The sequence below is a fragment of the Rhodopseudomonas sp. genome (assembly GCF_036404135.1).
Classification (GTDB): domain Bacteria; phylum Pseudomonadota; class Alphaproteobacteria; order Rhizobiales; family Xanthobacteraceae; genus Rhodopseudomonas_A.
This window is the reverse complement of record NZ_DASWPE010000039.1, coordinates 1-25172: the sequence shown is the minus strand read 5'-3', so window position 1 is coordinate 25172 and position 25172 is coordinate 1. Positions and strand designations below refer to the sequence as shown.

The 25172-nt window shown below is 65.6% G+C and carries 24 protein-coding genes and 1 pseudogene; 12 read left to right on the top strand and 13 right to left on the bottom strand.

Annotated features, from left to right (window positions below; genetic code table 11):
• Positions 1 to 60: 60 nt before the first annotated feature.
• Positions 61 to 360: a DUF3572 domain-containing protein gene (locus VGC77_RS04535; RefSeq protein ID WP_331170379.1), complete on the top strand. Its 300-nt coding sequence runs from the start codon at positions 61 to 63 to the stop codon at positions 358 to 360.
• Positions 357 to 1646 carry a DNA polymerase IV gene (locus VGC77_RS04530; protein ID WP_331170378.1) on the top strand — a complete coding sequence of 430 codons (1290 nt, stop codon included), beginning with the start codon at positions 357 to 359 and terminating at the stop codon, positions 1644 to 1646. Before VGC77_RS04535 ends, VGC77_RS04530 begins: the two co-directional genes overlap by 4 nt.
• Positions 1647 to 1712: 66 nt before the next feature.
• Here the strand turns inward: VGC77_RS04530 and VGC77_RS04525 are convergent, their stop codons facing one another.
• A complete protein-coding gene (locus VGC77_RS04525; protein WP_331170377.1) occupies positions 1713 to 2582 on the bottom strand; it encodes a cell envelope integrity EipB family protein in 870 nt (289 codons plus the stop codon).
• 205 nt (positions 2583 to 2787) lie between these two features.
• Between VGC77_RS04525 and VGC77_RS04520 the strand changes: the two genes are divergently transcribed.
• From VGC77_RS04520 to VGC77_RS04505, 4 genes are all read left to right on the top strand, one after another.
• On the top strand, positions 2788 to 3255 hold the full coding sequence (locus VGC77_RS04520; RefSeq protein WP_331170376.1) for a RidA family protein: 468 nt from the start codon (positions 2788 to 2790) through the stop codon (positions 3253 to 3255).
• A gap of 11 nt (positions 3256 to 3266) precedes the next feature.
• Positions 3267 to 4019 carry a glycerophosphodiester phosphodiesterase gene (locus VGC77_RS04515; protein ID WP_331170375.1) on the top strand — a complete coding sequence of 251 codons (753 nt, stop codon included), beginning with the start codon at positions 3267 to 3269 and terminating at the stop codon, positions 4017 to 4019.
• Between the two features lie 99 nt (positions 4020 to 4118).
• Complete coding sequence (locus VGC77_RS04510) at positions 4119 to 5336, top strand: GNAT family N-acetyltransferase (protein ID WP_331170374.1); 1218 nt, start codon at positions 4119 to 4121, stop codon at positions 5334 to 5336.
• 51 nt (positions 5337 to 5387) lie between these two features.
• Positions 5388 to 5813, top strand: a complete 426-nt coding sequence (locus VGC77_RS04505) for an HIT family protein (protein ID WP_331170373.1) — start codon at positions 5388 to 5390, stop codon at positions 5811 to 5813.
• A 362-nt stretch (positions 5814 to 6175) separates the two neighbouring features.
• Here the strand turns inward: VGC77_RS04505 and tsaA are convergent, their stop codons facing one another.
• The 4 genes and pseudogenes from tsaA to VGC77_RS04485 form a co-directional block, all read right to left on the bottom strand.
• Positions 6176 to 6637: a tRNA (N6-threonylcarbamoyladenosine(37)-N6)-methyltransferase TrmO gene (gene tsaA / locus VGC77_RS04500; RefSeq protein ID WP_331170372.1), complete on the bottom strand. Its 462-nt coding sequence runs from the start codon at positions 6635 to 6637 to the stop codon at positions 6176 to 6178.
• A 68-nt stretch (positions 6638 to 6705) separates the two neighbouring features.
• Positions 6706 to 7051, bottom strand: a pseudogene (locus tag VGC77_RS04495) (AzlD domain-containing protein).
• Positions 7048 to 7785, bottom strand: coding sequence for an AzlC family ABC transporter permease (locus tag VGC77_RS04490; RefSeq protein ID WP_331170371.1), 738 nt, complete (start codon positions 7783 to 7785; stop codon positions 7048 to 7050). The pseudogene VGC77_RS04495 and the gene VGC77_RS04490 overlap by 4 nt, the downstream one beginning before the upstream one ends.
• Before the next feature lie 83 nt (positions 7786 to 7868).
• Entirely contained in the window at positions 7869 to 8930 is a 1062-nt protein-coding gene (locus VGC77_RS04485; protein WP_331170370.1) for a lytic transglycosylase domain-containing protein, read from the bottom strand.
• Positions 8931 to 9076: 146 nt separating this feature from the next.
• Here VGC77_RS04485 and VGC77_RS04480 point away from each other — a divergent pair, with 146 nt between their 5' ends.
• From VGC77_RS04480 to VGC77_RS04470, 3 genes are all read left to right on the top strand, one after another.
• Positions 9077 to 10012: a glycine/sarcosine/betaine reductase selenoprotein B family protein gene (locus VGC77_RS04480; protein WP_331170369.1), complete on the top strand. Its 936-nt coding sequence runs from the start codon at positions 9077 to 9079 to the stop codon at positions 10010 to 10012.
• A gap of 117 nt (positions 10013 to 10129) precedes the next feature.
• Entirely contained in the window at positions 10130 to 10477 is a 348-nt protein-coding gene (locus VGC77_RS04475; RefSeq protein ID WP_331170368.1) for a PilZ domain-containing protein, read from the top strand.
• A gap of 264 nt (positions 10478 to 10741) precedes the next feature.
• The gene (locus VGC77_RS04470; protein WP_331170367.1) at positions 10742 to 12538 is read left to right on the top strand and encodes a glycosyltransferase family 39 protein; all 1797 of its coding nucleotides are present in this window, start codon (positions 10742 to 10744) and stop codon (positions 12536 to 12538) included.
• Positions 12539 to 12610: 72 nt separating this feature from the next.
• On the opposite strand, the gene clpA is transcribed toward VGC77_RS04470, so the two are convergent.
• Both clpA and clpS read right to left on the bottom strand, forming a co-directional pair.
• Positions 12611 to 15022, bottom strand: coding sequence for an ATP-dependent Clp protease ATP-binding subunit ClpA (clpA, locus tag VGC77_RS04465; RefSeq protein WP_331170366.1), 2412 nt, complete (start codon positions 15020 to 15022; stop codon positions 12611 to 12613).
• A gap of 191 nt (positions 15023 to 15213) precedes the next feature.
• Entirely contained in the window at positions 15214 to 15546 is a 333-nt protein-coding gene (clpS, locus tag VGC77_RS04460; RefSeq protein ID WP_184256736.1) for an ATP-dependent Clp protease adapter ClpS, read from the bottom strand.
• A gap of 517 nt (positions 15547 to 16063) precedes the next feature.
• On the opposite strand from clpS, the gene VGC77_RS04455 reads away from it, so the two are divergent.
• Entirely contained in the window at positions 16064 to 17563 is a 1500-nt protein-coding gene (locus tag VGC77_RS04455; RefSeq protein WP_331170365.1) for a pilus assembly protein TadG-related protein, read from the top strand.
• Positions 17564 to 17639: 76 nt separating this feature from the next.
• Here the strand turns inward: VGC77_RS04455 and VGC77_RS04450 are convergent, their stop codons facing one another.
• On the bottom strand, positions 17640 to 17978 hold the full coding sequence (locus VGC77_RS04450; protein WP_331170364.1) for a phasin family protein: 339 nt from the start codon (positions 17976 to 17978) through the stop codon (positions 17640 to 17642).
• A gap of 359 nt (positions 17979 to 18337) precedes the next feature.
• On the opposite strand from VGC77_RS04450, the gene VGC77_RS04445 reads away from it, so the two are divergent.
• Positions 18338 to 20107, top strand: coding sequence for a serine hydrolase (locus VGC77_RS04445; protein ID WP_331170363.1), 1770 nt, complete (start codon positions 18338 to 18340; stop codon positions 20105 to 20107).
• A gap of 264 nt (positions 20108 to 20371) precedes the next feature.
• Here VGC77_RS04445 and VGC77_RS04440 read toward each other — a convergent pair whose 3' ends face one another.
• The 3 genes from VGC77_RS04440 to VGC77_RS04430 all read right to left on the bottom strand — a co-directional run bounded on the left by VGC77_RS04440 (position 20372) and on the right by VGC77_RS04430 (position 22837).
• Entirely contained in the window at positions 20372 to 21100 is a 729-nt protein-coding gene (locus VGC77_RS04440) for a DnaJ domain-containing protein (protein WP_331170362.1), read from the bottom strand.
• Between the two features lie 64 nt (positions 21101 to 21164).
• On the bottom strand, positions 21165 to 21908 hold the full coding sequence (locus VGC77_RS04435) for a VWA domain-containing protein (protein ID WP_331170361.1): 744 nt from the start codon (positions 21906 to 21908) through the stop codon (positions 21165 to 21167).
• 71 nt (positions 21909 to 21979) lie between these two features.
• A complete protein-coding gene (locus VGC77_RS04430; RefSeq protein WP_331170360.1) occupies positions 21980 to 22837 on the bottom strand; it encodes an alpha/beta hydrolase in 858 nt (285 codons plus the stop codon).
• A gap of 443 nt (positions 22838 to 23280) precedes the next feature.
• Between VGC77_RS04430 and panC the strand changes: the two genes are divergently transcribed.
• On the top strand, positions 23281 to 24132 hold the full coding sequence (gene panC / locus VGC77_RS04425; RefSeq protein ID WP_331170359.1) for a pantoate--beta-alanine ligase: 852 nt from the start codon (positions 23281 to 23283) through the stop codon (positions 24130 to 24132).
• On the opposite strand, the gene VGC77_RS04420 is transcribed toward panC, so the two are convergent.
• Both VGC77_RS04420 and VGC77_RS04415 read right to left on the bottom strand, forming a co-directional pair.
• Positions 24133 to 24963 (bottom strand): NAD(P)H-dependent oxidoreductase, encoded by an 831-nt coding sequence (locus VGC77_RS04420; RefSeq protein ID WP_331170358.1) that lies wholly within the window; start codon positions 24961 to 24963, stop codon positions 24133 to 24135.
• 30 nt (positions 24964 to 24993) lie between these two features.
• The coding region (locus VGC77_RS04415) for an integrase core domain-containing protein (RefSeq protein WP_331170415.1) at positions 24994 to 25172 on the bottom strand (179 nt) is incomplete at its 5' end.

Below are 25172 nucleotides of genomic sequence, written 5' to 3'. Positions count from 1 at the left end.
AGACTCGGGCATGATGAATTAAAATAGAGACTATAAGTTACGGAAAGGCAAACATTGCAGATGAGCAAGGATCATCGAAAAGCCCGCCAAGTGGCTGAAATCGTGGCAGTCCAGGCCCTGTCCTTCGTCGCCTCGGAGCCCGAGCGGCTGGGCCGGTTCCTGGCCGAGACCGGGCTTGGCCCGGAAACCCTGCGGCTGGCCGCGGCCGACCCGCAATTCCTCGCCGGCGTGCTGGACTTCGTGCTGCGCGACGACGACACCGTGAAAGCGTTCGCCGTGGCATCCGAACTCGATCCCACCACGATCGCCGCGGCGCGCCAGGCGCTCGACGAAGTGCCGTGGGAACGCGACGTGCCGTGACCGCGGAAGCGCCCGCGAGGGCGCGCGGCTTCTGCCGCGACTGCCTCGCCGAATCCGACGGCGCGGGGCTGCGGTGCGGCGGCTGCGGCTCGCCGCGGCTGGTGCGTCACGCCAAGCTCGGCACGCTGACGCTGGCGCATATCGACTGCGACGCGTTCTACGCCACCGTCGAAAAGCGCGACAATCCGGCGATCGCCGACCGCCCGGTGATCATCGGCGGCGGCAAGCGCGGCGTGGTCTCGGCAGCCTGCTACATCGCGCGGACCTATGGCGTGCGCTCGGCGATGCCGATGTTCAAGGCCCTGGCGCTGTGCCCCGACGCCGCGGTGGTGCGCCCCGACATGGCGAAATACGTCCGCGTCGGCCGCGAGGTGCGGCACGCCATGCTGGCGCTGACGCCCTTGGTCGAGCCCTTGTCGATCGACGAGGCGTTCCTCGATCTCGCCGGCACCGAGCGCGTGCACGGCATGATCGCCGCCAAGGTGCTGGCGCGGTTCGCCGCCAAGGTCGAGCGCGAGATCGGCATCACGGTGTCGGTCGGGCTGTCGTGCAACAAATTTCTCGCCAAGATCGCCTCCGATCTCGACAAGCCGCGCGGCTTTGCGGTGCTCGATCAGGACGACGCCCGCGCCATGCTGGCGGGTCGCCCGGTCGGCTTCATCTTCGGCGTCGGCCCCGCCACCGAACAGCGGCTATTCGCGCGAGGCTATCGCCTGATCGGCGATCTGCAGCGCGCCGCCGAGGTCGATCTGATGAAGCAGTTCGGCGCCGAAGGGCAACGGCTGTGGCGTCTCGCCCGCGGCATCGACGACCGCGCCGTGGTGCCGGACCGCGGCGCCAAAAGCATTTCCAACGAAACCACCTTCGAGACCGACATTCGCGATCTGGCGACGCTGGAGAAAGTGCTGTGGCGGCTGTCGGAGAAAGTCTCGTCACGGTTGAAGAGCGCCGATCTCGCCGGCTCGACGATCACGCTGAAGTTGAAGACCGCGGACTTCCGCCAGCGCACCCGAGCGCAGACCATTCAGGCGCCGACCCAGCTCGCCGGCAAGATCTTCGCGCTGTCGCGCGACATGCTGGCCAAGGAAATCGACGGCACCGCGTTCCGGCTGATCGGCACCGGGGTCAGCGCGCTGGCGCCGGGCTCGGCTGCCGACGACACCGACATGCTGGACGCCCGCGCCGCCCACGCCGAACGCGCGATGGACGACCTGCGCAAGAAATTCGGCAGCGCCGCGGTGATCAAGGGCATCGCCTATGACGGGCCGGAGAAGCCGAGGGAGTAACTCCTTCCTTCTCCCACAACGGGAGAGAGAAGAAGAAATTACTTCACGCCCTCATACGTCACGCGCTTACTTGCAGGCCTTGCTGTCCTTGACATCGAACTTACCGAGCGCGCCGGCGATCACGAAATCATTGTAGTCGAGCACCAGCGCGCGCGACACGCCGTTTTCATAGAGCTCGAACGACATCGCATAGACCGGCGTCTGCTCGCCGGAATTGGCCTTGGTGTCGCGGTCGTAGTAGCTCACCGTCACCGGCCAGCGGGTCAATGACTTCATCGCATCATAGCTGGTGGAGGGATCCGGCGCCGACACCGCGCGGTCGCCGGCGATCGGCTGGCCGATCACGGTCAGCGTGTTGTAGACCTTCTCGCCATTGTCCGAGCCGTCATAGACCGACAATTCGAGCACCGACTTGCCGGACCGCGCCGCCTCGATGATGCGGTGGATCTGTTCGGTGGGAAACACCGTCGCGCCGTCCAGCGTGAAGGTCTTGGCCGCCGGCCGCTTCAGCTTGACGGTGACGTGATCGCCGTTGCGCTCGGCGATGCCGTCGACCGAGCTCGGATCGGCATCGTTCATCCGGGTGTCGATCTTGAAGCGATAGCTCTTGCCCTCGCCGTCTTCCCAGCTGGTCGAGCGCAGATCGCTCAGCGTGTTCTTGCCCTCGCCGCTGTCGAGTTCGGAAACCTGGCGGAAATCCGAGCTGTAGCCTTCGCAGGCGCTGCCGGAGAAATTATACAGGATGCGGCCGCGCACGCTGTTGACCGAGGCATTGCCGCGCGCCTTCAACAGGCTGAGTTCATACAGCGCCTGATGCGCCAGGAACGCCGGCGGCGCGCCGGCCTCGGCGGCACCGCAAAACCCGGCAGGCGACACGGTCACGGCGATTGCCAGCAACGACAACCGAACCCGCGAAATTGGCCACAAACGGCGCATCACACCTCCCCTGCGTTGAAACCGCGAGAATACTGGCTCCCGCATTGCGCCGCAACCATGGCTCGAACGCGGATAGCGGCGCGATTTTTCACGGGTTGCGACTGGTTCCGGGCTTGCTTGCATGTCGCGGCGCTTTGCGCGAAACAGGGAGTCCCCCGTTCGCGGCCTGCGGCGGGTCGCGACATAACAATCATCGGGGATCAGCATGGCAGGAACGGTTGAGCAGAAACTTGCGGCGCAGGGCGTGGTGCTGCACGAGCCGGCGAGCCCGGTTGCGAACTATGTCGGCTTCGTCCGTTCCGGCAATCTGCTGTTCGTCTCCGGTCAGGTCTGCTTCGATCCGCAGGGCCAGCTGATCGCCAAGGGCAAGCTCGGCGCCGACGTCAGCATCGAACAGGGCGTCGCCGCGGCGCGCGGCTGCGCCGTCAATATCCTGGCGCAGGTCAAGGCAGCGCTCGGCGACCTCGACAAGGTGGTGCGCGTGGTGCGGCTCGGCGGCTTCGTCAATTCGGCGCCGGATTTCATCGACGCTCCGAAAGTGGTGAACGGCGCCTCAGACCTGATGGTCGCGGCGTTCGGCGACAAGGGTCGCCACGCCCGCGCCGCGGTCGGCGTCGCCGCGTTGCCGGCCGACGCCGCGGTCGAGGTCGACGCGGTGTTCGAAGTCGCCTGAGGAAACCGCCGATGCGCGCGCCGGACTGGTTGACCGCACGGCCGATCGCGCATCGCGGGCTGCATGATCGCGCCCGCGGCGTGGTCGAGAACATGCCGGGCGCGGTCACCGCGGCGGTGGCCGGGCGGTTCGGCATCGAGGTCGACCTGCAATTGTCGGCCGACGGCGAGGCCATGGTGCATCACGACGACGCGCTGGGGCGCCTCACCGAAGGCCGCGGCGCGCTGCACGACCTGACCGCGGCACAGCTGAAGCAGGTGCCGTTCAAGGAGACGGCGGAGCGGATGATGACACTCGGCGATCTGTGCGCCCTGGTCGACGGCGCGGTGCCGCTGCTGCTCGAGGTGAAGAGCCATTTCGACGGCGACCGCCGGCTGGTGGCGCGGATGGCGCAGGTGCTGACGCGCTATCGCGGCCCGGTGGCGGCGATGTCGTTCGATCCCGACCAGGTGCTGGCCTTGCGCGAAGCGATGCCGCAACTGCTGCGCGGCATCACCGCGCAGCGCCGCTATGACGACGCCGAGTGGCAACAGCTCACGCCGGCGCAGCGCCAGGGCATGCTGCAATTGCGCCATGGCCTGCAGACCCGGCCGCATTTCGTCGCCTATTGGGTGCGCGATCTGCCGGCGCCGGCGCCGTGGATCGCGCGCAAGCTGTTCGGCTGTGCGCTGTTGACCTGGACGGTACGGACGCCGGAGCAGCGGCAGCGCGCCGCGCGCTACGCCGATCAGATGATTTTCGAAGGATTCCGCCCGGACGCCTGAGCGATCTTGAACTGCCGCGGGCAATGCACAAATCTGCAGGATGGCGCCGACGATGCTCGATCCCGATTTGCCCGATCCTGTTGCCCGGTCTGTCGATCGATGACCTCGCCGGAGATCTCGCTCGAAGCGGTGGGCTCGGTCAGCCAGATTGCGGCCGAAGAGTGGGACGCCTGCGCGGTCGCGCCGCTGCAACCCGGGGCCTCGCCGGGCAACAGCGTCTGCGTCCCTGCCGCGTCGTTCAATCCGTTCACCTCGCACGCCTTCTTCGCCGCCCTGGAGGCCTCGAAATCGGCCTGCGCCCGCACCGGCTGGGGCCCGCGCCATCTCGTGGCCCGGCAGGAGGACAGCGTGGTCGGCATCGTGCCGTGCTACCTGAAGTCGCATTCGCAGGGTGAATACGTGTTCGACCGCGGCTGGGCCGATGCCTATCAGCGCGCCGGCGGCCGCTATTATCCGAAGCTGCAGGTCTCGGTGCCGTTCACGCCAGCGACCGGGCCGCGGCTGTTGATCCGCGCCGGCGTCGACGCCGCAGAGGTCGGCACCGCGCTGGCCAACGGCCTGATCGCGCTGTGCGACGTCAGCAAGGCGTCCTCGGTGCACGTCACCTTCGCCCGCGAAGCCGAATGGAGATTTCTGGCGCAGCAGGGCTTCCTGCAGCGCACCGACCAGCAATTTCACTGGCACAATGCCGGCTATCGCAGCTTCGACGATTTTCTCGCCACGCTGGCGTCGCGGCATCGCAAGGCGATCAAGCGCGAGCGCCGCGACGCTTTGGTCGACGGCATCAGCATCGAGGCGTTGACCGGCGCCGCGATCACCGAAGAGGCCTGGGACGCGTTCTTCGAATTCTACATGGACACCGGGTCGCGCAAATGGGGCCGGCCCTATCTGACCCGCGCGTTCTACAGCGAGATCGGCCGCACCATGAGCGAGCATGTTCTCTTGGTGATGGCGAAGCGCAACGGCCGCTTCATCGCCGGGGCGATCAATTTCATCGGCGGCGACACGCTGTTCGGCCGACACTGGGGCGCGATCGAACACCACCCGTTTTTGCATTTCGAGGTCTGCTACTATCAGGCGATCGACTTCGCCATTGCGCGCGGCCTTGCCACGGTCGAGGCCGGCGCGCAGGGCGAGCACAAGATCGCGCGCGGCTACCTGCCGCAAACCACCTATTCGGCGCATTACATCGCCGATCCGGCGCTGCGCCGCGCGGTCGCGGACTACCTAAAGCAGGAGCGCGCCTATGTCGCCGCGGCGGCGCGCGAACTCACCGAGGCCGGGCCGTTCCGCAAAGCCGCCGACGAGCCGTCTTGACCGCGCCCCGCGCGGCGGCGACAGTCGCCTCCGTCAATTTCCGGAGTCGTCATGACCGCCTATGATCCCGACAACATCTTCGCCAAGATTCTGCGCGGCGAATTCTCCTGCTACAAGGTCTATGAGAACGACCACGTGCTGGCGTTTCTCGACATCATGCCGCGCGCGCCCGGCCATACGCTGGTGTTGCCGAAGGCTAAGGCACGCAACATCCTCGACATTTCCGCGGAGGATTTTGCCCATGTCGCGCGCGGCGCCCACACCATCGCCCGCGCCGCCAAGGCTGCGTTCAACGCCGACGGCATCACCGTGCAGCAGTTTTCCGAAGCCGCCGGCGGCCAGGTGGTGTTTCACCTGCATATGCACGTGATCCCGCGCCACGATGGCGTGGCTTTGCTGCCGCCGGCCAGCCGCAAGGAAGACGAAGCTGTGCTGGAGGCGCAGGCGGCAAAATTGATCGCAGCGCTACAGGGCTAATCGGGCTAAGCCGTCATCCTGATCGTGCGTTCGTCACCTCGTCATTCCGGGGCGCGAGCAGCGTAGCTGCGAGTGAACCCCGAATCTCGCAACGCGCTTGGCCCCTCCGCGGGTCGTCCCTGCGTACGCAGGGACCCATACCCCCTGGCGTCGGAGGTGGAAAAAAGGTCTTTACCACAGCGCCAAAAAAGCAATTTCGCGCCGTATGGGTCCCTGCGTACGCAGGGACGACCCGCGGAAATGGTGACGCCACATCCCCACCGATATGTGCTCGGATCAGTCCGAGAATACATATGCGATAGCCCTGCGGAATGACGACCTGTTATTTCCCGGCACATCGACCAAACCGGAAAGCGCGAGCGCTACTTCCCCTCCGGCATCGCGCACTGGAAGCGGTCGGGCTTCAGATCGATCAGCGGCGTGTCGTCGAGGCAATCCAGCCCGCGCACCAGCACGCTGGCGCCTTCGATGCCGACCAGCGTCACCCGCGAGGTGCCGATCGGATTGGGCCGCAGCGGCGAGCGCAGCGCGAAGGTGCCGCGCGCCGCGTCGCCGCGGCGTTTCTGCAGCACCAGGTCGCGCCGCGACAGATGCAGCCAATACAGCACTTCGAGATAGGCGTATTTCTCCAGCCCCTGCAGCGCCGGCAGCCAGGGATCGAAGATCTGCAGCCGGCACACCGGCCCGTCGAGCGCGCCCTGTCGCGGCGTCTGATCGCGCGAGGTCCACGGCGTGCGGACGCGGCCGATGAAGATCAGCCCGGCGTCGGTGGCAGGCGGCGCCGTCACGGCGATTTCGCCGTCGCGGATGTCACTATAGGTCATGGTGCAGTCCAGCTTGTGGCGACAAGGCTGATCTCGCGGTTAGACCAATGCGACCGCCGCGGCAAGCGCTATCCGAGCGCCCATTTGCCGATCAGCATGGTCGCCTCGCCTGCCAGCACGCCGAGCAGGATGGAGCGGGCGCGCCACGACGAACACCACCAGCCCCACGGCGACCGCGCCATAGCGCAGCGGGCCCGGCACGCTGGCCAGCGCACCGGGCGGCAGCACCAAGATCTGGGCGATCACGCCGGCGAGGATCGCGGTCGCCACCGCCCTCACCCACACCAGGATTTCGGAGGCTTCGTCGAGCCCGTGGCCGAGCCACAACCCGAGCATCCGCCACACCTCGTTCGGCAGAAAGCCGGCCACGAGTAGCACCACCAGCGCGTGCCAATCGCCGATGAACTCGCTCATCGCCGCCGTCTCCAGACATGCACGCCGTAAGCGATGCTGCCGGCAGCGACGCCGCTGATCAGGATGTCAACGCCGGTGTTGAGCAGCGACACCAGCGGAAACAGCGCTAGTCCCAGCCCGAGCGCTGCGACGTCCGCGAGTTCGCGGCAGTTGCGCGCGGTCGACAGCAGGAACGCCAGCGGCGTCAGCAGCAGGATCGCGGCGCCGAACAATTGCGGCAGATTGGCCGCGAGCTGAAAGCCGACCACATTGGCGACCAGGCAGACCGAGACCAGGCCACAGCCCAGGCCAAGGGTGAAGGCGATCCGCGCCTGGCGCGGCACCATCGGAAACAGCCGGAAGCACTCCACCCACAGCGTCACCGCGATGAAATGCGAAGGCAGGATCAGTTGCCGCTTTCTGGTGGTGGCGGTACGCATCATCGGCAGCACCGCGACCACCATCGGAAACAGGCGGATCGCGCTCACCGTGACCGCGATCGCGGCCTGCGCCACGGTCGCCCCCGAAGCCAGCGTCGAGATCAGGATGATCTGCGCCGGACCGGCCCAGACAAACAAGGTCGACGCCAGCACCCAGCCGAGGCTGAAATGCGTATCGTGCGCCAGCGCGCCGATGCCGAGATAGGTCGCAAACAGCACCGCCGTCAGCACCGAGGTCGTCACCGCGCGCAGGCCCTGCCTGAAAGCGCCGGCCGCAGTCTGCCATTTTGGCGAATCGAGATCAGCAAGCGCCATGATGCCCGTCGATTGCGTGAAGCGTCGTATTGGCGGACCGAAAGGCCGGCCGTCAAGCCGGCGCCTGACGCTTTGCTTGATCGTCAGCCGTTCAACCGCGCATTGCGCAACACCAAGCAGGCGCCGCCGGCGCGGCGGATCTTGCCGCAGAGATTGTCCGCCACGACGCGGCTGTCGGCGCCGATCCGCACCTGATAGAAGGTACGCGTGCCGCGGCTGCGCCACACCGAACTCAACAGATTCGGGTCCTGATCGCCGATCACCGAACCGAGCCGCGACATCGCGCGGGCATAGAGCGACAATGCGCGGTCGCGATTGAAGCCGGCCGCCAGCTGCACGCCCCATGGCCGATCCGCCCCGAGTTTCACCCGCTCGGCGAGCTGGGTCACGAACGGATTGGGCGCCCGCGTCAACAGCGCCATCAGCGTCCGGCAACTGGTCGGCGGCGCCGGTTCGGCGGCCTTGCCGTTGCGGCCGATCGCCGCCCAGTCGTCGACCGAGGTGCCGGTGATGGCGGAGACGTAGTTGCGGGTCTCCTGTGGCAGATAACCGGAGCCGGCGATCCAGTCCTGCACCCGGCGCGGCCCGGCATTATAGGCCGCAGCCGCCAGCCCGAGATTGCCGAACTGGCCGCGAAATTCGCTCAGGAATTCCGCGGATTTCGGCAGCGCCTGCACCGGATCGAACGGATCGAGCAGCCGCCGCTCGCTGGCGGTGCCGGGCATGAACTGCGCGATGCCCTGGGCGCGGCTGCCGCTGCGGGTCAACGGGCCAATCGCGTCGGGCTGGAACCGGCTTTCCTGCCAGATCACGCGGGCGAAAAACTCCAGCGGCAAATCATGCGCCTTGGCGGCGGATTCGATCATCAGGCAGATCGCCTCGCGGGTGTCGCCGTTGCCCGCGACCTCAGCCGGTAGCGAGGCTTGCGGTGGCGAGGCTTGCTGTGGCGGCGCTTGTTCGGGCTGCTGCGGCGGCGATGCTTGTTGAGGCTGTTGCTGCTGAGACTGTTGCGGCTGAGCGTCCTGCTTCGGCTCGGCCTCGCCGCTCGGCGCCGCCGCGGCGGGCGCCTCCTTGGTCCTTGCGTCGCTGCCTAGCGGCGCATCTTCGGCGCGCAGCGGTACGCCGACGCTCAGCGCGCCCAGCATCAGCAAACAAACAACCGATCGCAAGGCGCGAGGTGCCGGCATCAACAGGTCCATTTCGAATGCGGCGTGTGACCGCGCACGCTGCGACTTGACACCAGGCGCAGCGCGACAACAATCGCCTGCATGATCGAAGCCGGGGCAAAGTTATGGCTGTAACGCTGCGTGAGCAACCCGGTTTCGCTGCCGAGGACGACGTGCCGATCCCCTATATGGCGCGCACCCGCGCGTATTACACCGCAATCGGCTACACCGAGCCGTATCGCTGGGCGCATCATATCGGCGCGCCGTTCCATCCGCTGCGCAAGCCGCTGGCGCAGGCCCGCGTCGCGCTCGTCACCACCGCGGCGCCGTTCGATCCGGCGAAAGGCGACCAGGGCCCGGGCGCGCCTTACAATGGCGAAGCCAAGTTCTATCAGGTCTATGACGGCGACACCGCACGGCCGCACGATCTGCGCATTTCCCACATCGCCTATGACCGTATCCACACGACCGCCGAGGACAGCAATTGCTGGTTTCCGCTGCCGCAGCTCAAGCGCCTCGCCGCGGCCGGACGCATCGGCGAGGTGGCGCCGCGGTTCTTCGGCGCGCCGACCAACCGCAGCCATCGGGTCACGCTGGAGACCGATGCGCCGGAGATCCTCTCGCGCTGTCGCGGCGATCGCGTCGACGCGGTCGTTCTGGTGCCGAACTGCCCGGTGTGCCATCAGACCGTCAGCCTGGTGGCGCGGCAGCTGGAGGCGAACGGCATCGCCACCGTGGTGATGGGCTGCGCCAAGGACATCGTCGAACACGCCGCGGTGCCGCGGTTTTTGTTCAGCGACTTCCCGCTCGGCAATTCCGCCGGCAGGCCACATGACCCGGACTCGCAGGCCTTGACGCTGGAACTGGCGCTGCGTTTGCTGGAATCCACGCCCGGCCCGCAGACCACGATGCAATCGCCGCTACGCTGGCGCGATGACCCGTCCTGGAAGCGCGACTACAACAATGTCGACGCGATGAGCCGTGAGGAACTGGCGCGGCGGCGGCGCGAGTTCGACGCCCAGAAACAGCGCGCCCGCGCCGTTCGCGACGGAGTCACCTAGGCCGATCCCCGGCATCATGTCGGCCATCATTTACCCTAACGCCAGCTAACCCGGCGCGCCGCCTTCCCTCGCGCCGCCAGAAGCGTAGGGTCGCGTTTTCAACGCGGGATGGCGGCAATGACGATCGATCGGCGTCGAAACTTGCGCGACAAAGTGCTGTACGGCGCGATTGCGTCGCGAAGCGACAGCGGCGTCACCCGCGACTGCATCGTGCGCAACATGTCCAGTAGCGGTGCCCGCCTGGAATTCGAGAGCACCATTGGCCTGCCCAATGCGATCGGCCTGCGTATCGCGCACAAGGGCCGCTCGTTCCTGGCCAACATCGTCTGGCGCAGCACCGAAGCGGTGGGCGTGGCGTTCGACGACGACGTCCAGGCCTCCGACCTCGGCGAGCGGCTGCGCAAGAGCGAAAAGATCCAGCGTGCGCTGAAGCGCAAGATCAAGATGCGGCTCGGCGAAGGCTGACCGCGCTTGCGCTGTGGGCAAGTCGCGCCCGAACGGTGCCCCCGTGCGCCCGGCGTCGCGCCGCAAGCCCCGGCCGATTGCCTTGCCGGGCGATTTGATTAAAACGTCGTCGGTGACCACCACGATCGGTTGCGCCCGCTCGCCGGTTGCGCGCCGCTCTGCCTTAGGACGACGAGCATTAAGCGCAAGAAGCCCAAGCACCGGCCGCCGAAGAAGCGTCACGGTTCCGCGCCGCCAGCGGCCCAGCGCGCTGCGCCGAAGCCGGTGACGGCGGCTGCGGCCGGCGAGGCTTCGGCCGCGGTCGGCCCGGCGCCGGCCGCCATCGCGGAGCAACGCGCTGCCGCGCCTGCCCCCCGCGCCGTGCCGCCGCAAGCTGGCGCCGCAGCAGCGCCGCGGGCCAAGGCCGCCAAGCCGACCGCGACCGCAGCGCCCGCCGCCGGCGCAGCGCAGGCTACGCCTGGTGCCGGCAAGGCCGCGCCCGGCTTTTCGTTTGCCAAGCTCTACGCCGAGACCTGCGATTCCTTTCTCGATGCGCTGCGGACCTCGCCGACCCGGCTGTTGCTGTGGATCATGGGGGCCTATGGCGCGCTATGGTTCTCGAGCACCGTCAGCTTCCCCAGCATGCCGTTCGACAGCTACGAGATGTTCCTGTTCGGCAAGGAAATGCAGTGGGGCTATTGGAAGCACCCGCCGCTGGAGCCGTGGCTGACCGAAATCGCCTATCAGCTCACCTTCCACTGGATCAGCTCGCATTTCGTGCTGGCGATCGGCTCGATCCTGGCGACGTTCTATTTCGTCTATCTGATCGGCGCGGAGACCGTCGGCAAGACCGGCGCGACGCTCGCCGTCGCGCTCACCATCCTGATCTATTATTTCGGGCCGCCGGTGACGATGTACAGCCACAACGTCGGGCAGTTGCCGATCTTCGCGGCCACCGTCTACATCTATCGCAAGGCGGTGCTGGGCGACAAACTGTCGAACTGGGTGCTGTTCGGCGTCGCCGCGGCGATCCTGATGTATTCGAAATATTCCGGCGCGCTGCTGCTGGCGGTGCTGGCGCTGCATCTCTTGCTGATGCCGCAGGGCCGCAGGCAACTTCTGACCCGCGGGCCCTATGTCGCGGCGCTGGTCGGGCTCTTGGTGCTGCTGCCGAACCTGATCTGGCTGGTGCAGAGCAATTTTCTGCCCTTCAGCTTCGCGTTCGACCGGCCGCCGGTGGAAGGATTCCTGCCGCGGGTCTGGGCGGGGCTGAAATTCCTGTTCGCGCAACTCGGCTACCACGCCGGCATCCTCGTCGTGGGGCTGCTGGCGCTGATTCCGAAGCTGCCGCTGCAGGGCGAGCCGGTGGCGATCGAACTTGATCGGCCGAGCCTGTTCGACCGATCGCTGGTGCTGATGGCGGCGTTCCTGCCGCTGTTGATGATCGCCGCGATGACGTTCTGGGCCGGCGTCGACCAGCGCCCGGAAATCGGCGGCTCGCTGGTGGCGCTGTCAGGCCTCGCCATGGTGATGCTGCTGCCGTCGACCGTGGTGCTGCGCGCGCCGCGGCTGGTGACGACGATCTGGCTATTGGTGCTGATCGGCCTGCCGATTGGCCACGTGGTGTTCGTCAACGCCAAGGCCAATGGCAGCGGTCAGGTGCCGACCCAGATGTGGCCGGCGCGCGAATTGTCCGGCGCGATGCAGGCGATCTGGAACAGCAAATCGTTGCGCCGGCTGGATATCGTCACCGGCGATTTCAAGCAGGCCGGCTTCGTGGCGCTGTATGCCTCGCCGCGGCCGTCGGTGTTCATCGACGCCGATTTCCGCAAGAGCCCGTGGATCACCCCGGAGCGGCTGAAACAATCCGGCACGCTGGTGATCTGGGCGACGTCGGATTTCCCGCGGACCGACGAAATCCCCGCGCCGTATCGCGCGGCGCTCCAAGGGCTGACGCCGACGCTTGGCACCATGGTGCTGCCGCTCGGCCACGGCAAATCGCAAACCTATGGCTGGGCGGTGATGCTGCCGGACGGCACCCCGACGCTGACGCCCGCCCCCGGCGCAACCAAGCTGCCGTGAGACCAAACCAACGGGGCCGGCGATCGCTCGCCGGCCCCGTCGCATTCACTCGTCGCGAGTGCGGTCTGCCGATCAAACCTTGACCAGCGGCCCCTTCGAGGACGGCCCGTCGGAGCCGCCGCCGGATTTCGGCTTGCGCGAGGCGCTGCGCTTGCGCGCGCCGGGCAGCTTCTCCGGCTTCGGCGTCACCGGGCCTTCGAGATATTCGAAGCCGATCTTCTCCAGTTCGACACCCGGCACCGCTTCGTCCTTGACCAGAACGACACGGACATGGCCGCCGCCCTTCAGCTTGCCGAACAGCACCTCGTCGGCCAGCGGCTTCTTGATGTGCTCCTGGATCACCCGCGACATCGGCCGCGCGCCCATCTGCTCGTCATAGCCGTGCTGCACAAGCCAGGCCTTGGCGGGCTCCGACAGTTCGATGGTGACGTCGCGATCGGCGAGCTGCGCCTCGAGCTGCAGCACGAACTTCTCCACCACCATGCCGATGACGTCGGCATTGAGGTGCGCGAACGAAACGATGGCGTCGAGACGGTTGCGGAATTCCGGCGCGAATTGCCGGTTGATCGCCTCGTGGTCGTCGCCTTCGCGCTTGTTGCGGGTGAAGCCGAACGCCTGGCGGGCCAGATCGGCGGCGCCGGCATTGGTCGTCATGATCAGGATGACGTTGCGGAAGTTGACCTGCTTGCCGTTATGGTCGGTCAGCCGGCCGTGATCCATGATCTGCAACAGCACGTTGTAGAGGTCGGGATGCGCCTTCTCGATTTCGTCGAGCAGCACCACGCAATGCGGGTGCTGATCGACGCCATCGGTGAGCAAGCCGCCCTGGTCGAAGCCGACATAGCCCGGAGGCGCGCCGATCAGCCGCGACACGGTGTGGCGCTCCATGTATTCCGACATGTCGAAGCGGATCAGCTCGACGCCGAGCGAGGCCGCGAGCTGCTTGGCCACTTCGGTCTTGCCGACGCCGGTCGGGCCGGAGAACAGATAGGAGCCGATCGGCTTCTCCGGCTCGCGCAAGCCGGCGCGCGCCAGCTTGATCGACGCCGCCAAGGCCTCGATCGCCTTGTCCTGCCCGAACACCACGCGCTTCAAGGTGGTTTCGAGATGCTTCAGCACTTCGGCGTCGTCCTTCGAGACGCTCTTCGGCGGAATCCGCGCCATGGTCGCCACTGTGGCCTCGATTTCCTTGATGCCGATGGTCTTCTTGCGCTTGTTCTCCGCCACCAGCATCTGCGCCGCGCCGGATTCGTCGATCACGTCGATCGCCTTGTCGGGCAGCTTGCGGTCGTGGATGTAGCGCGATGACAGCTGCACCGCCGACTCGATCGCCTCGTTGGTGTATTTCAGCTTGTGGTAGTCCTCGAAATACGGCTTCAGCCCCTTGAGGATCGCGATCGCGTCCTCGACGGTCGGCTCGTTGACGTCGATCTTCTGGAAGCGCCGCACCAGCGCGCGGTCCTTCTCGAAGTGCTGGCGGTATTCCTTATAGGTGGTCGATCCCATGCAGCGGATGGTGCCCGATGCGAGGGCAGGCTTGAGCAGATTAGAGGCATCCATCGCACCGCCGGAGGTGGCGCCGGCGCCGATCACGGTGTGGATCTCGTCGATGAACAGGATGGCGTTGGGATGTGCTTCCAGCTCCTTCAGCACCTGCTTCAGGCGTTCTTCGAAGTCGCCGCGATAGCGCGTGCCGGCGAGCAGCGTGCCCATGTCGAGCGAGAACACCGTCGCGGCGGCGAGCACCTCGGGCACTTCCGAGTCGACGATGCGCTTGGCGAGACCCTCGGCGATCGCGGTCTTGCCGACCCCGGCTTCGCCGACGAACAGCGGATTGTTCTTCTGCCGGCGACACAGCACCTGGATCGCGCGGTTGATTTCGACGTTACGGCCGATCACCGGATCGATCTTGCCGTCGCGGGCCTTCTTGTTGAGGTTGACGCAATAGGTGTCCAAAGCGTCACCTTTCTTTTTCGAGTCGTCGCCACCCTTGGTCTCGGTTTCCTCATCAACCCCGCGCACCGGCCGCGCCTCGGACACTCCGGGCCGCTTGGCGATGCCATGGCTGATATAATTGACGGCGTCGTAACGCGTCATGTCCTGCTCCTGCAGGAAATACGCGGCGTGGCTTTCGCGCTCGGCGAAGATCGCGATCAGCACGTTGGCGCCGGTGACTTCTTCGCGGCCGGACGACTGCACGTGGATCACCGCGCGCTGGATCACCCGCTGGAAACCGGCGGTCGGCTTGGCATCGTCGGCGCCGTCGGTCACCAGGTTCTCGAATTCGGTCTCGAGATAATTGACGAGGCTGGTGCGCAACTTGTCGAGATCGACGCTGCAGGCCCGCATCACCGCCGCGGCATCGGAATCGTCCACCAGCGAGAGCAGCAAATGCTCGAGCGTCGCATATTGATGATGGCGCTCGTTCGCGATCGCGAGGGCGCGGTGCAGGGATTGCTCAAGGCTCTGGGAAAATGTTGGCATTCTCGTCCTCTGTGGCCCCCGCCTATCATGGCCGCCGTTGCTTGGTCAGGCAACAACAACCTTGCTCATATAGTCATCCAACCTCTTGGCGAAAGTCCGGTTCCGCGCGGGCCGAGCGCGGAGCTTAGGTCCAGCCCGCCGAAAACAATCAATGCAAGACCCGTTCCGAGATTGCAGCGATCCCGGCCGCGTCACTTCTTTTCCATCACGCACTGTAGAGGGTGCTGGTGCTTGCGGGCAAAATCCATCACCTGCGTTACTTTTGTTTCGGCGATCTCATAGGTGAACACGCCGCACTCGCCGATGCCATGATGATGCACGTGCAACATCACCTGGGTGGCGGCTTCGACATCCATCTGGAAGAACTTCTCCAACACATGCACGACGAATTCCATCGGCGTGTAATCGTCGTTCAGGATCAACACGCGATACAGATTGGGACGCTTGGTCTTCGGCTTGACCTTGGTGATGACCGAGGTTGCCGGGTTGCCGGGACCGCCGGAGCGGCCCTCGTCATTGCCCATACGCGGAGCGGAGCAAAGGCGGTGCTGCGTCGCAGACCGATTGAAGGGCGAATATGCTCGATGTGACGTCGCGTGCAGCATGTTTAGGCGTTCGAAATCCAGGGAGGCAACTGACGGCAAACCGCAGGCGCCCCCCAATATGGCCCTCGATTGCGTTCTAACCAGCCTCTTGGGAGCCGCTCAACGGCAGCGGCCGATCCGCCGACTGGATCGGATGGCGTGAATATGGGTCAGCATCAGCTTGGCCGCAAGCACAGAGATTTAAAGCGATTCCGGAATGTCACGGGGAGCGCTTCCCGGCAGCGCGACGGCGGCGCCGGCCGAAAGTTAACGGGAACCGGGGCGACTTCGCCGAATCAGCCATCGGCGATTCATCCGGCGTTGACAATGGCCGAACCGCCGCCCCGTTTCACCTCGGAATTCTACGGCAATTAACGTTGTTTTGCAGCACATCTTTACCCCGCCTTCATCGCATGCGCCCGAAATGACCGCAAAGAACCGGAATTCAGGAAAAGCCATGCCTCTCGCCTCACCTCTTCGCCGGCTGCGCCGCGCGGCCAGGGCTTTTCGGTCAGCCGAAAATGGCAACATCGCGGTGCTGTTCGGCATCGCCGTCATCCCCTTGATCAGTTTCGTCGGCGTCGCCGTCGACTACAGCCAGGCCACCGCGGCCCGCTCGGCGATGCAGGCCGCCGCGGATTCCGCCACGCTGATGGTGTCGAAGGATTATGCGGCCGGCGTCATCACCGCCGGCGACATCCAGGCCACAGCGCAAAAGTACTTCAACGCGCTGTACACCAGCACGGGCATCAACAATATCACCGTCACGGCGACTTACACGGCGAAGTCCGCCGATGGCACCTCGACCATCGTGATGAACACCTCCGGCAGTCTGCCGACAACCTTCCTGAAGGTCGCCGGCTTCACGGCACTGCCGTTCGCGGCCAGCTCGACCTCGAGCTGGGGCGCAACCCGGCTGCGCGTGGCGATGGCGCTCGACGTCACCGGCTCAATGGATAAGAACGGCAAATTGACAGCAATGAAGTCGGCGGCCAAAAAACTGATCGACACGTTGAAGGCGTCGGCAACCCAGACCGCCGACGTCTACATCTCGATCATCCCATTCAATCAGATGGTCAATGTCGGGAAAACCAATATCGCCGCCACCTGGCTGGATTGGCATGCGCGGCTGACTAATACCAGCAACAGGAATTACGACGTCAGCGACTACGGCAGCTGCAGCAGCTCCAGCTATCCCACCGCCGCCTTGTGCAAAGCTGCGAACAAGACCTGGACCTTCTTCGGCACCTGCAGCAGCTTACTATACTCCACCGCAAGCACATGCACGGCGAGAGGAAAGACCTGGACCGAAACCCGAACCACGACCTGGCAGGGCTGCGTCACCGATCGCGACCTGAACCACACCGCCGACAACGACACCACCAAGGCCACACCGACCACGACAGACCCGGCGACGCTGTTCGTGGCCAAGAATTACTCAGCCTGCAGTTCGTCGATCCTGCCGATGACCGCGGCTTATGATGCCAACGAATCCGACAGCTCCACCAATGATGCGACGCTGAAAGGCAAAATCAACAATCTGGCGGCCAACGGCGGCACCAATCAGGCGATCGGCATGCACTGGGCGTGGATGGCGCTGCAGCAGGGCAATCCACTCAATACGCCCGCCAAGGACGCCGACTACAAATACACCGACGCCATCATCTTGTTATCTGACGGACAAAACACCATCGATTATTGGTACGGCAACGGATCAGACTACGCGTCCCAGGTTGACGACCGACAGAAGACGCTGTGCGACAACATCAAGAATGCCGCCAATGGCAGCGTCACGATCTATACCATCCAGGTCAACACCACCAATGACCCGGATTCGGCGGTGCTGAAATCATGCGCCAATGACGGGCAGTTCTACCAGTCGACCACCGCCGACCAGATCGAGGTGGCATTCCAGTCGATCGGCTCGTCGCTGACCAAGCTGCGGCTGGCGCAATAGCGTTTGCACCTCAGGCAACAAAAAGCCCGGCCGTCGTTGCGGCCGGGCTTTTGCATTCAACAGAAATGAAATTGGATTAGCGCGCGGCCGGCACGAATTTCGCAGCGAGGCTCTCGAGCGGCTTGAAGCTCTGCTTGGCCAGATCGGTGTAGAGGCCGGCGATCTTCTGCGACTCGGCGACGAAGGTCTCGTAGGTGGCTTTGGCGTATTCGGTTTGCAACTCGATCGCCTTGTCGATCGATTTGACCGCCGACAGCTTCTCGACGAAGGCGTTGCCGTCCTCGAACGACTTCTTGGTGTAGTCGCCGACCGCAGTGGCGATCGCCTGATAGCTCTTCTGCACGCCACTCGCCGAGGCAATGGCGGTATCAAGCTGCTCTTTGCCGTACTGCTGGATCTCTTCAATGTTGGCCATGATCGAGTCCTTTCCCAGACTGTTATCGCCGGGCGGCCCGGCTTTTCACCAGGCGAACATAGTGCGCCGCACAATAATGTCAAGAATATTGTGCACTGCACAAGTCGGGTATAGGGTCAATTCAACGATGCCGTGCAACAGTTGGTTAACCTTTTCGAAACTCAGCCAGCCTAACCTGCCCTTGGAATGTCGCGTTGAGATAAATAGTCGCGTGGACACAGCCAGTTAGCCGGAAACTGTGACAAACCTTGCCGGGCCGGCGGACCGAACACGACGCAACCTGCAGCACGGTCGGCGGGCGTCGGGCTTAATTTAGCCTCACGGACCGTTGATGTACTAAGAATCGGACGGGGACGTTTATGCATCGCATCACCTCAGTTTCGCGCGCCCTGCGGGTCTGCGTGCTCGGGCTGGCCACCGTCACAGCGGTCGTGATCACCACCACCAACTCCGCCGATGCCCGCCGTCACCATGCGCGCCACCATGTCCGCCATCACGCCGCGACGGAAAGCTACAACCCGGCCTTTGCCTCGATCATGGTCGACGGCAATTCCGGCGACATCCTCGCCGCCAACAATCCCGACGGGCTGCGCCACCCGGCGTCGCTGACCAAGATCATGACCTTGTACTTGCTGTTCGAGCGTCTCGAATCCGGCAAGATGCAGCTCGACAGCGAAATGGACGTCTCTGAACACGCCTCGGTCCAGGCCCCGACCAAGCTCGGCCTGCGCCCCGGCCAGACCATCCGCGTCGAGGACGCCATCAAGGCGCTGGTGACGCGTTCCGCCAACGACGCCGCCGTGGTGATCTCCGAAGCGATTGCCGGGGACGAAGGCGACTTCGCCAAGCTGATGACCAAGAAGGCCCGCTCGCTCGGCATGACGCGGACGGTGTACCGCAACGCCTCCGGCCTTCCCGACGACGACCAGGTCACCACCGCGCGCGATCAGGCCACGCTCGGCCGCGCCATCCAGGAGCGCTTCCCGCGCTATTATCGGTTCTTCTCGACCAGCGTTTTCAACTATCACGGCAACGCGATCCGCAATCATAACCGGCTGGTGGGCAGTGTCGAAGGCGTCGACGGCATCAAGACCGGCTATACCCGCGCCTCCGGCTTCAATCTCGTGACCTCCATGCACCGCGGCAACCGCTATCTGGTCGGCGTGGTGCTGGGCGGCCGCAGCGGCGGTTCGCGCGACGCCATCATGCGCAATTTGCTCGCCGAAAATCTGGACAAGGCGTCGACCCGGCACACCGTCGCCGCGATCGCCGAGCGCAGCGGCGCCGAGGCCAATGCCGACGTCGCCGAGGACGAAGCGGACGATCGCCCGACCAAGACGGTCCAGGCGCAAGGCGCCGTTCAGGCCCCGGTGCAGGTCGCCTCGGCGACGCCCGAGGTCAGCGGCCCGCGCCCCGCGGCCGCGCGATCGCTGATCCCGCCGGCGCAACCGCAGCCGGCCCAGAAGCCGGAAGCCGGCCCGCTCAACAGCGGGGTCGTTCAATCGCAGCAGCAGGCCTCGATTCCCGGCGCCAACGAGCCGATGAAGCCGGTCCGGGTGAAGACGGTGCAGGTCAAGGCCGGACCGATCAAACTGGCCTCCGCCGGCCCGTCGCCGTCGGCGCCGCCGATCACCAGCGCCATCCCGGCGCGTAGCGAAGTGGCCGAAACCTCGGGGTCGATGATCGCCAAGGCGGATCGCGCCGAGCCGTCGCGGCCGATGATGCCGCCGCAGCCGCTCAACCACGGCACAGGTCAGGGCGTGCTCGGCGTTCTGCCGGCCTCCGCCGCCGGCGCCCCCTCATCGCAGGCGATGGCCTATGCCGATCCGTCGCGCGGACAACCGCAGGCGGTTCAGCAGAACGGCGCGGTGAAGCCCGCGGCGCATAGCGGCTGGATCGTCCAGGTCGGCGCGCTGGAAAGCGAAACCGAAGCCCGCCACCGGCTCGACGCGGCGCGCGACCAGGCCCGCGGCACGCTGGCCAAGGCAGAGCCGTTCACCGAGACGGTCGCCAAGGGCGAGAAGAAGCTGTATCGCGCCCGCTTCGCCGGCCTCGACCGCGACCAGGCCGAGGCGGTGTGTCGCGCGCTGAAACGCACCGAGATTTCCTGCATCACCATCAGGAACTGACGACGCCAAGCGCCGGCGGCCGGCGCCGTCTCACGCGACGCGCGGCTGCCGGCTTGCGCGCCGGTACCGGGCATGTGTCAGCGCAGACGCGGTCGGTCATGGTTGACGACCGATAAAATTTATCCGCTGAAAACCACTCATCAAGGATTGGCCGATACAACGGATCCGGAGGGCTGACCACGCCGGCAAACGGCGGGCGGCCCCGGGGCGTTGAACAGAGACCAGAAGCAACTCGCAGTCGGTAGCGTATGTAGCGTGCTGGAGTTAGCTGCGATGAGTGCGAAGCAAAGTATCCTTGGCCGCGTTTACGCGGGCGGCAAGGTACGTCGACCCCCCTTGGTCGGGATGCAGTTTCTTCATGAGCGTACGGTGGGCTTGCCCGATTTCGGCGCGCCCCGCACCCGGCTTCAGGCCAAGGATCTGATAGGCCTCCTCGTCCGTCATTTTGCCGCTCGACGTCTGGCGGCTCTGCCCCCCTGCCCCCTCGCCCTGCGCGTTTTGTCGCCAAGCGGGAAACCGGCGGTCAAGATAGCTTTCAAGTAGCGCACAGCTCTCGGCATCGAACGACGGAATCAGCGCCGCCAGTTGCGGCAGATCGAACTCGTCGAGCGAGCGGCCGGCATAGGGGCCGGCCAGGAAACGGCCGCTCAGGGCGCCGCTGTCGTGGTCGAGACTCATCTCGATGTAGCGCGACACCACCCGCGAGGTCTGCCCCGCGGAGCGCTGTCCCCACGATCCGAACAGCGTGCCGAGATTGCCGAACGCGCTGGAGCCGAACGGCGCCCAGCCGAGCAGCCCGGCGCCGAAGATGCCGAGCGGAATCGCCACCGCCAGTTCGCCCTTGACCCCGGTGAACGCGGCCACCGCCAGCGTCACCACGCCGCCGCCGATCTTGATGCCACGTGCCAGCACCGCCGGGTTGGCGGCCCGGAACATCTGCAGCAGCGAATACAGCACTATGACGGCGACGACGCCGGCGATCAGCGTGGGCATGGCCCCCATATAGTGCGGGCCGACGGCAAATGCACCGCTTTGTGCAGCCGCGTCCGGCGCGCGCTCACTTCATCTGGTCAAGCAGCTTGGCCGCGCCGCCGTCGGTTCTCGACAGCCGCTGCAAGGCCTCGCGGCCGCCGGCGGCATAGGCCGCGGCGGCGCGCAGCAAGTCGCGCAATTGCGTCGCGGCGCCCGGATCGAACCGGCACCATGCCCCGCCGGTGAGCCGCGCGATCTCGCGGAAGGTCTGTTCGGCGGCGGCGTCATGACCTTCCTGGAACAGGAACACCGGCACCTTGAGCAGCCCCAACTCGCCGGCCTTGACGCAAAGCTGATCGGCCGACTCTTCCATCGCGTCGCCGACGAACACCACCGCGCGCACGCCCGCGGCCACGGCATCGCGGCGGGCTTCCGACAGCACCTTGCCGATCTGGGTGTTGCCGCCGCGGCAATCGATCTTGCCCATCAGCGCGGCCAGTTTGGCGGAATCCGAGATCCAGCCGCTGGCGCGGCACTCGTTCATGCCGCGATAATACACCAGCCGGATGTCCAGGCTGCCGAGCGCTGCGGCCTCGCGGAACATCTCCGCCTGCAGGCTGCAGGCCATGTCCCAGGTCGGCTGCCGGCTCATGGTGGCGTCGAGCGCGAACACCAGCCGCCCCCTGGCGCCGGCGGCATGCGGCGACATCGCCCGCGCCTTGGCGACAAACGCCGCGATCTCCTCGGAGGGCGACATCGTGCTGTCCGGCAGTGCGCCGGCGCGCGAGGCCGGCGGTCGCGAAGGAGGTTGCGTCGGTTGGCGTGTCATGCGGGAGCTTATGTGGAGAGTGGCCGCCGCGCGGTCAATGTGTCGCGCGCCCGCGTCGGATCGTCAGGCGTTCAATGGCCATGACCGTGGGCGACGGTCTTGGCGTCCGCCCAGCGCCCGGTCTGCATCACCGACGGCGGCGGGGCCTGCGCCGGCGCCGGCTCGCTGTCCTGCAGGAACTTGTCGAGCACGCCCTGGATGTTGGTCTTGACCTTGGCCGGCCCGCGGTCGCTCATCTCGACGTGCTGGAACTCGGTCTTGACCACGGTGATGCCGGCCTTTTCGCAGATCTCGGTGTCCGGAACCACGCCCGGATCGGCCTTGAACACCGGATCGGTGGAGCGGAACGACAGGATCTTGAACCTGCCGTCGATCATGAACGGCACCCGCAGATTGTCCAGCGTCACCACCTTGGTGATCCGATCCGGATTGATCTTGGCGAAATACATCGAAATGTCGCCGCCGTTGGAATGCCCGACCATGGTGAGATGGTCGTAGTCCGAATTCGGCTGGATGGTCTTCAGCCGATCGATCGCGAAATTGATGTTGGCGATGCCGCGCTGGTACACCGGCAGCCGGCCGACATAGGGTTCGCCGACATTGGTCACTAAAGGCGCGTCGGTGTCGAGGTCGTGCTGGATGCTCACCGCCATGTAGCCGCGCGCGGCGAACAGATTGGCCAGGAACGAATACTCGGTGAATTTGACGGTGTTGCCGTGGTTGAGGATCGCGATCGGCAGTTTCAGCATTCCTGCCGCCGACTGCATTTCACGGTCGCGGCGCACCGCGATGTCGACCTCCACCGGCCGGCTTCGCGCGGCGTCGTAGAAGGTCAGGGTTTCGTGGCGGATCGCCCATTTGCTCGCGGTGAAATACGCCGCGGCGAACACCAAGCAAAGCGAACCCAGAATGTAAATTCCGCGTTTCATCTGCGATCCTGATCGGCGAAACGCCTCGTCCGGGTCCCATCAACCGATCGTGCTGAAGATCTATTATACCTATTATAGCGGGCGGGCGACCGGCAAGACGAACAAAGATTAGCTGCCAAGGCACTTTCCTGTGCACACCGTCATAATGCTGAAACATGCTTAGCAGAGGCGCGCGATGCGAACTGATCTTGTCGCCGTGCAGCGCTTGCGAGCATAACTAATGCATTGCCGTCCAAGGTTGCGATAAATCAACGCAAATTCTTAGCTCTCTGTTCTCGCGGGCGATCGCGGCGGCGCGGCTGGTGCGCGGCTGGACCTGCCGATCGAACGGCGTTCGCGGAGCGCGGCGGCGCGCGCGATGATGAATCCGGCACGCAAGATTGGCGGTGCCGTACCCAACTTGTTAGACTTGGCTCCCGCCGTCCCTGCACAATCGAGTCGCAATGTCCCGTTCTCCCGTTATCGTCCGCACCCTGCCGGCGCTGCGCCGCGCGCTGGATACGCTGCGTAGCCGTCACGCCAGCCTGGCGCTGGTTCCCACCATGGGCGCGCTGCACGACGGCCACGTCTCGCTGGTTCGGCTGGCGAAGCGCCGCGCCAGCAAGGTCGCGGTGTCGATCTTCGTCAATCCGGCGCAGTTTGCCCCGAACGAGGATTTTGCCGCCTACCCGCGGACCTGGAAGGCCGATTTGGCCCGGCTCGCTGCCGAAAACGTCGACCTGATCTGGAACCCGGATGCCAAGACGATGTATCCGGCCGGCTTCGCCAGCAAGATCCTCACCGAGGGCCCGGCGCTGGTCGGGCTCGAGGATTGGTTCCGGCCGCAATTCTTCGGCGGCGTCACCACCGTGGTCGGCAAGCTGTTCGCCCAGGTGCGACCGGACCTCGCGCTGTTCGGCGAGAAGGATTTTCAGCAGTTGCGGGTGGTGACGCGGATGGCCCGCGACCTCGATCTCGGGGTCAAGGTGCTGGGCGTGCAGATCGTCCGTGAGCGCGACGGGCTCGCGATGTCGTCGCGCAACCGCTATTTGTCGCCCGAGCACCGCGGCAGCGCGCCGGCGCTATATCGTGGCCTGAAAAAAGCCGCGAAGCGGATCCGGGGCGGCGACAAGCTGGCGCCGGCGCTGGCCGAGGCCGCCGCGACGATCACCGCGGCCGGCTTCAAGCTGGACTATCTCGAAGCCCGCCACGCCGAGACGCTGGCGCCTATCGCCTCGCGCAAGGACGGCCCGATCCGGCTGCTGGTGGCGGCAACCATCGGCACCACCCGGCTGATCGACAACGTCGCGGTCTGATCAGACGGCGCGCTGCGCGTCGCCGACGACAACCTCCACGACGGCTGCCGCAGGCCGGATGTGAAGCGCAAAACCGCTCGCGCCGGGCTCGCCCAGTCCGGGGCGCAGTTCGCAGTTCGGAATCAGATAGTCGCCGCCGTTCTGCGGCCGATAAGCGAGCGGCGGCGTGGTCGCCAGCGTCCGCATCCGCTCGCGCAGATCTTCGGCGATCGCCTCGAACCCGCTCTCTTTGATGCGATCCGCGCTGTGCACCACGAACGGCGGCAGCACGTCGTAGCCCGGATAAAACAGAATGCCGTGGTTGATCGGAAATAGCAGGTCGTCGATCGGCCCGTTCACGCCGCGCGGCCCGTAGTGCTGCTGCCATCCCCCGGTGGTGACGACCAGCATCGCGCGCTTGCCGGCGAAGACCCCCTCGCCGTAACGGTCGCCCCATTTGCTGTCGCTGTGCTCGCCGACGCCGTAGGCGAAGCCGCGGGCGAACACCCGGTCGACCCAGCCTTTGAGGATCGCCGGCATCGAAAACCACCACAGCGGAAATTGCAGGATGAGCACATCCGCCCACAATAGCTTGTCCTGCTCGGCCTTGACGTCGTCGGTCAGCGCGCCGGCCGCGAAGCCCTCGCCCGACGCGGCGGGCACCTTGAGCCGCGCCTCGGAAGCCAGCTCCGGGAAGTCGCCGAGATCGACCTGGGCTTTCCAGCGTTCGGCATAGAGGTCCGACACCCACACCTCGTGGCCTTCGGCCTCGAGCGCCTTGATGGCGACGTCGCGCAAGGCGGCGTTGAGCGAGCGCGGTTCAGGATGGGCAAACACGAGAAGCACTTTCATGACCAGGATCCTTATGGAACTGGTCATTGACTAGTTGTGGAGCCTCAACAGGTTGTCCTCGGACAGAGCGAGGCGACTGATGGGTGTTTGTGATTTTATCCCACCGTGTGGCCGATGCCAGTTGTATCTATGCAGCCAGACCGGCAGTTCGAGGGCGCGGCGTTGTGAGGTCGGATAGGCTTTTGCATAGGCCCATTCTCGGAGGGCGC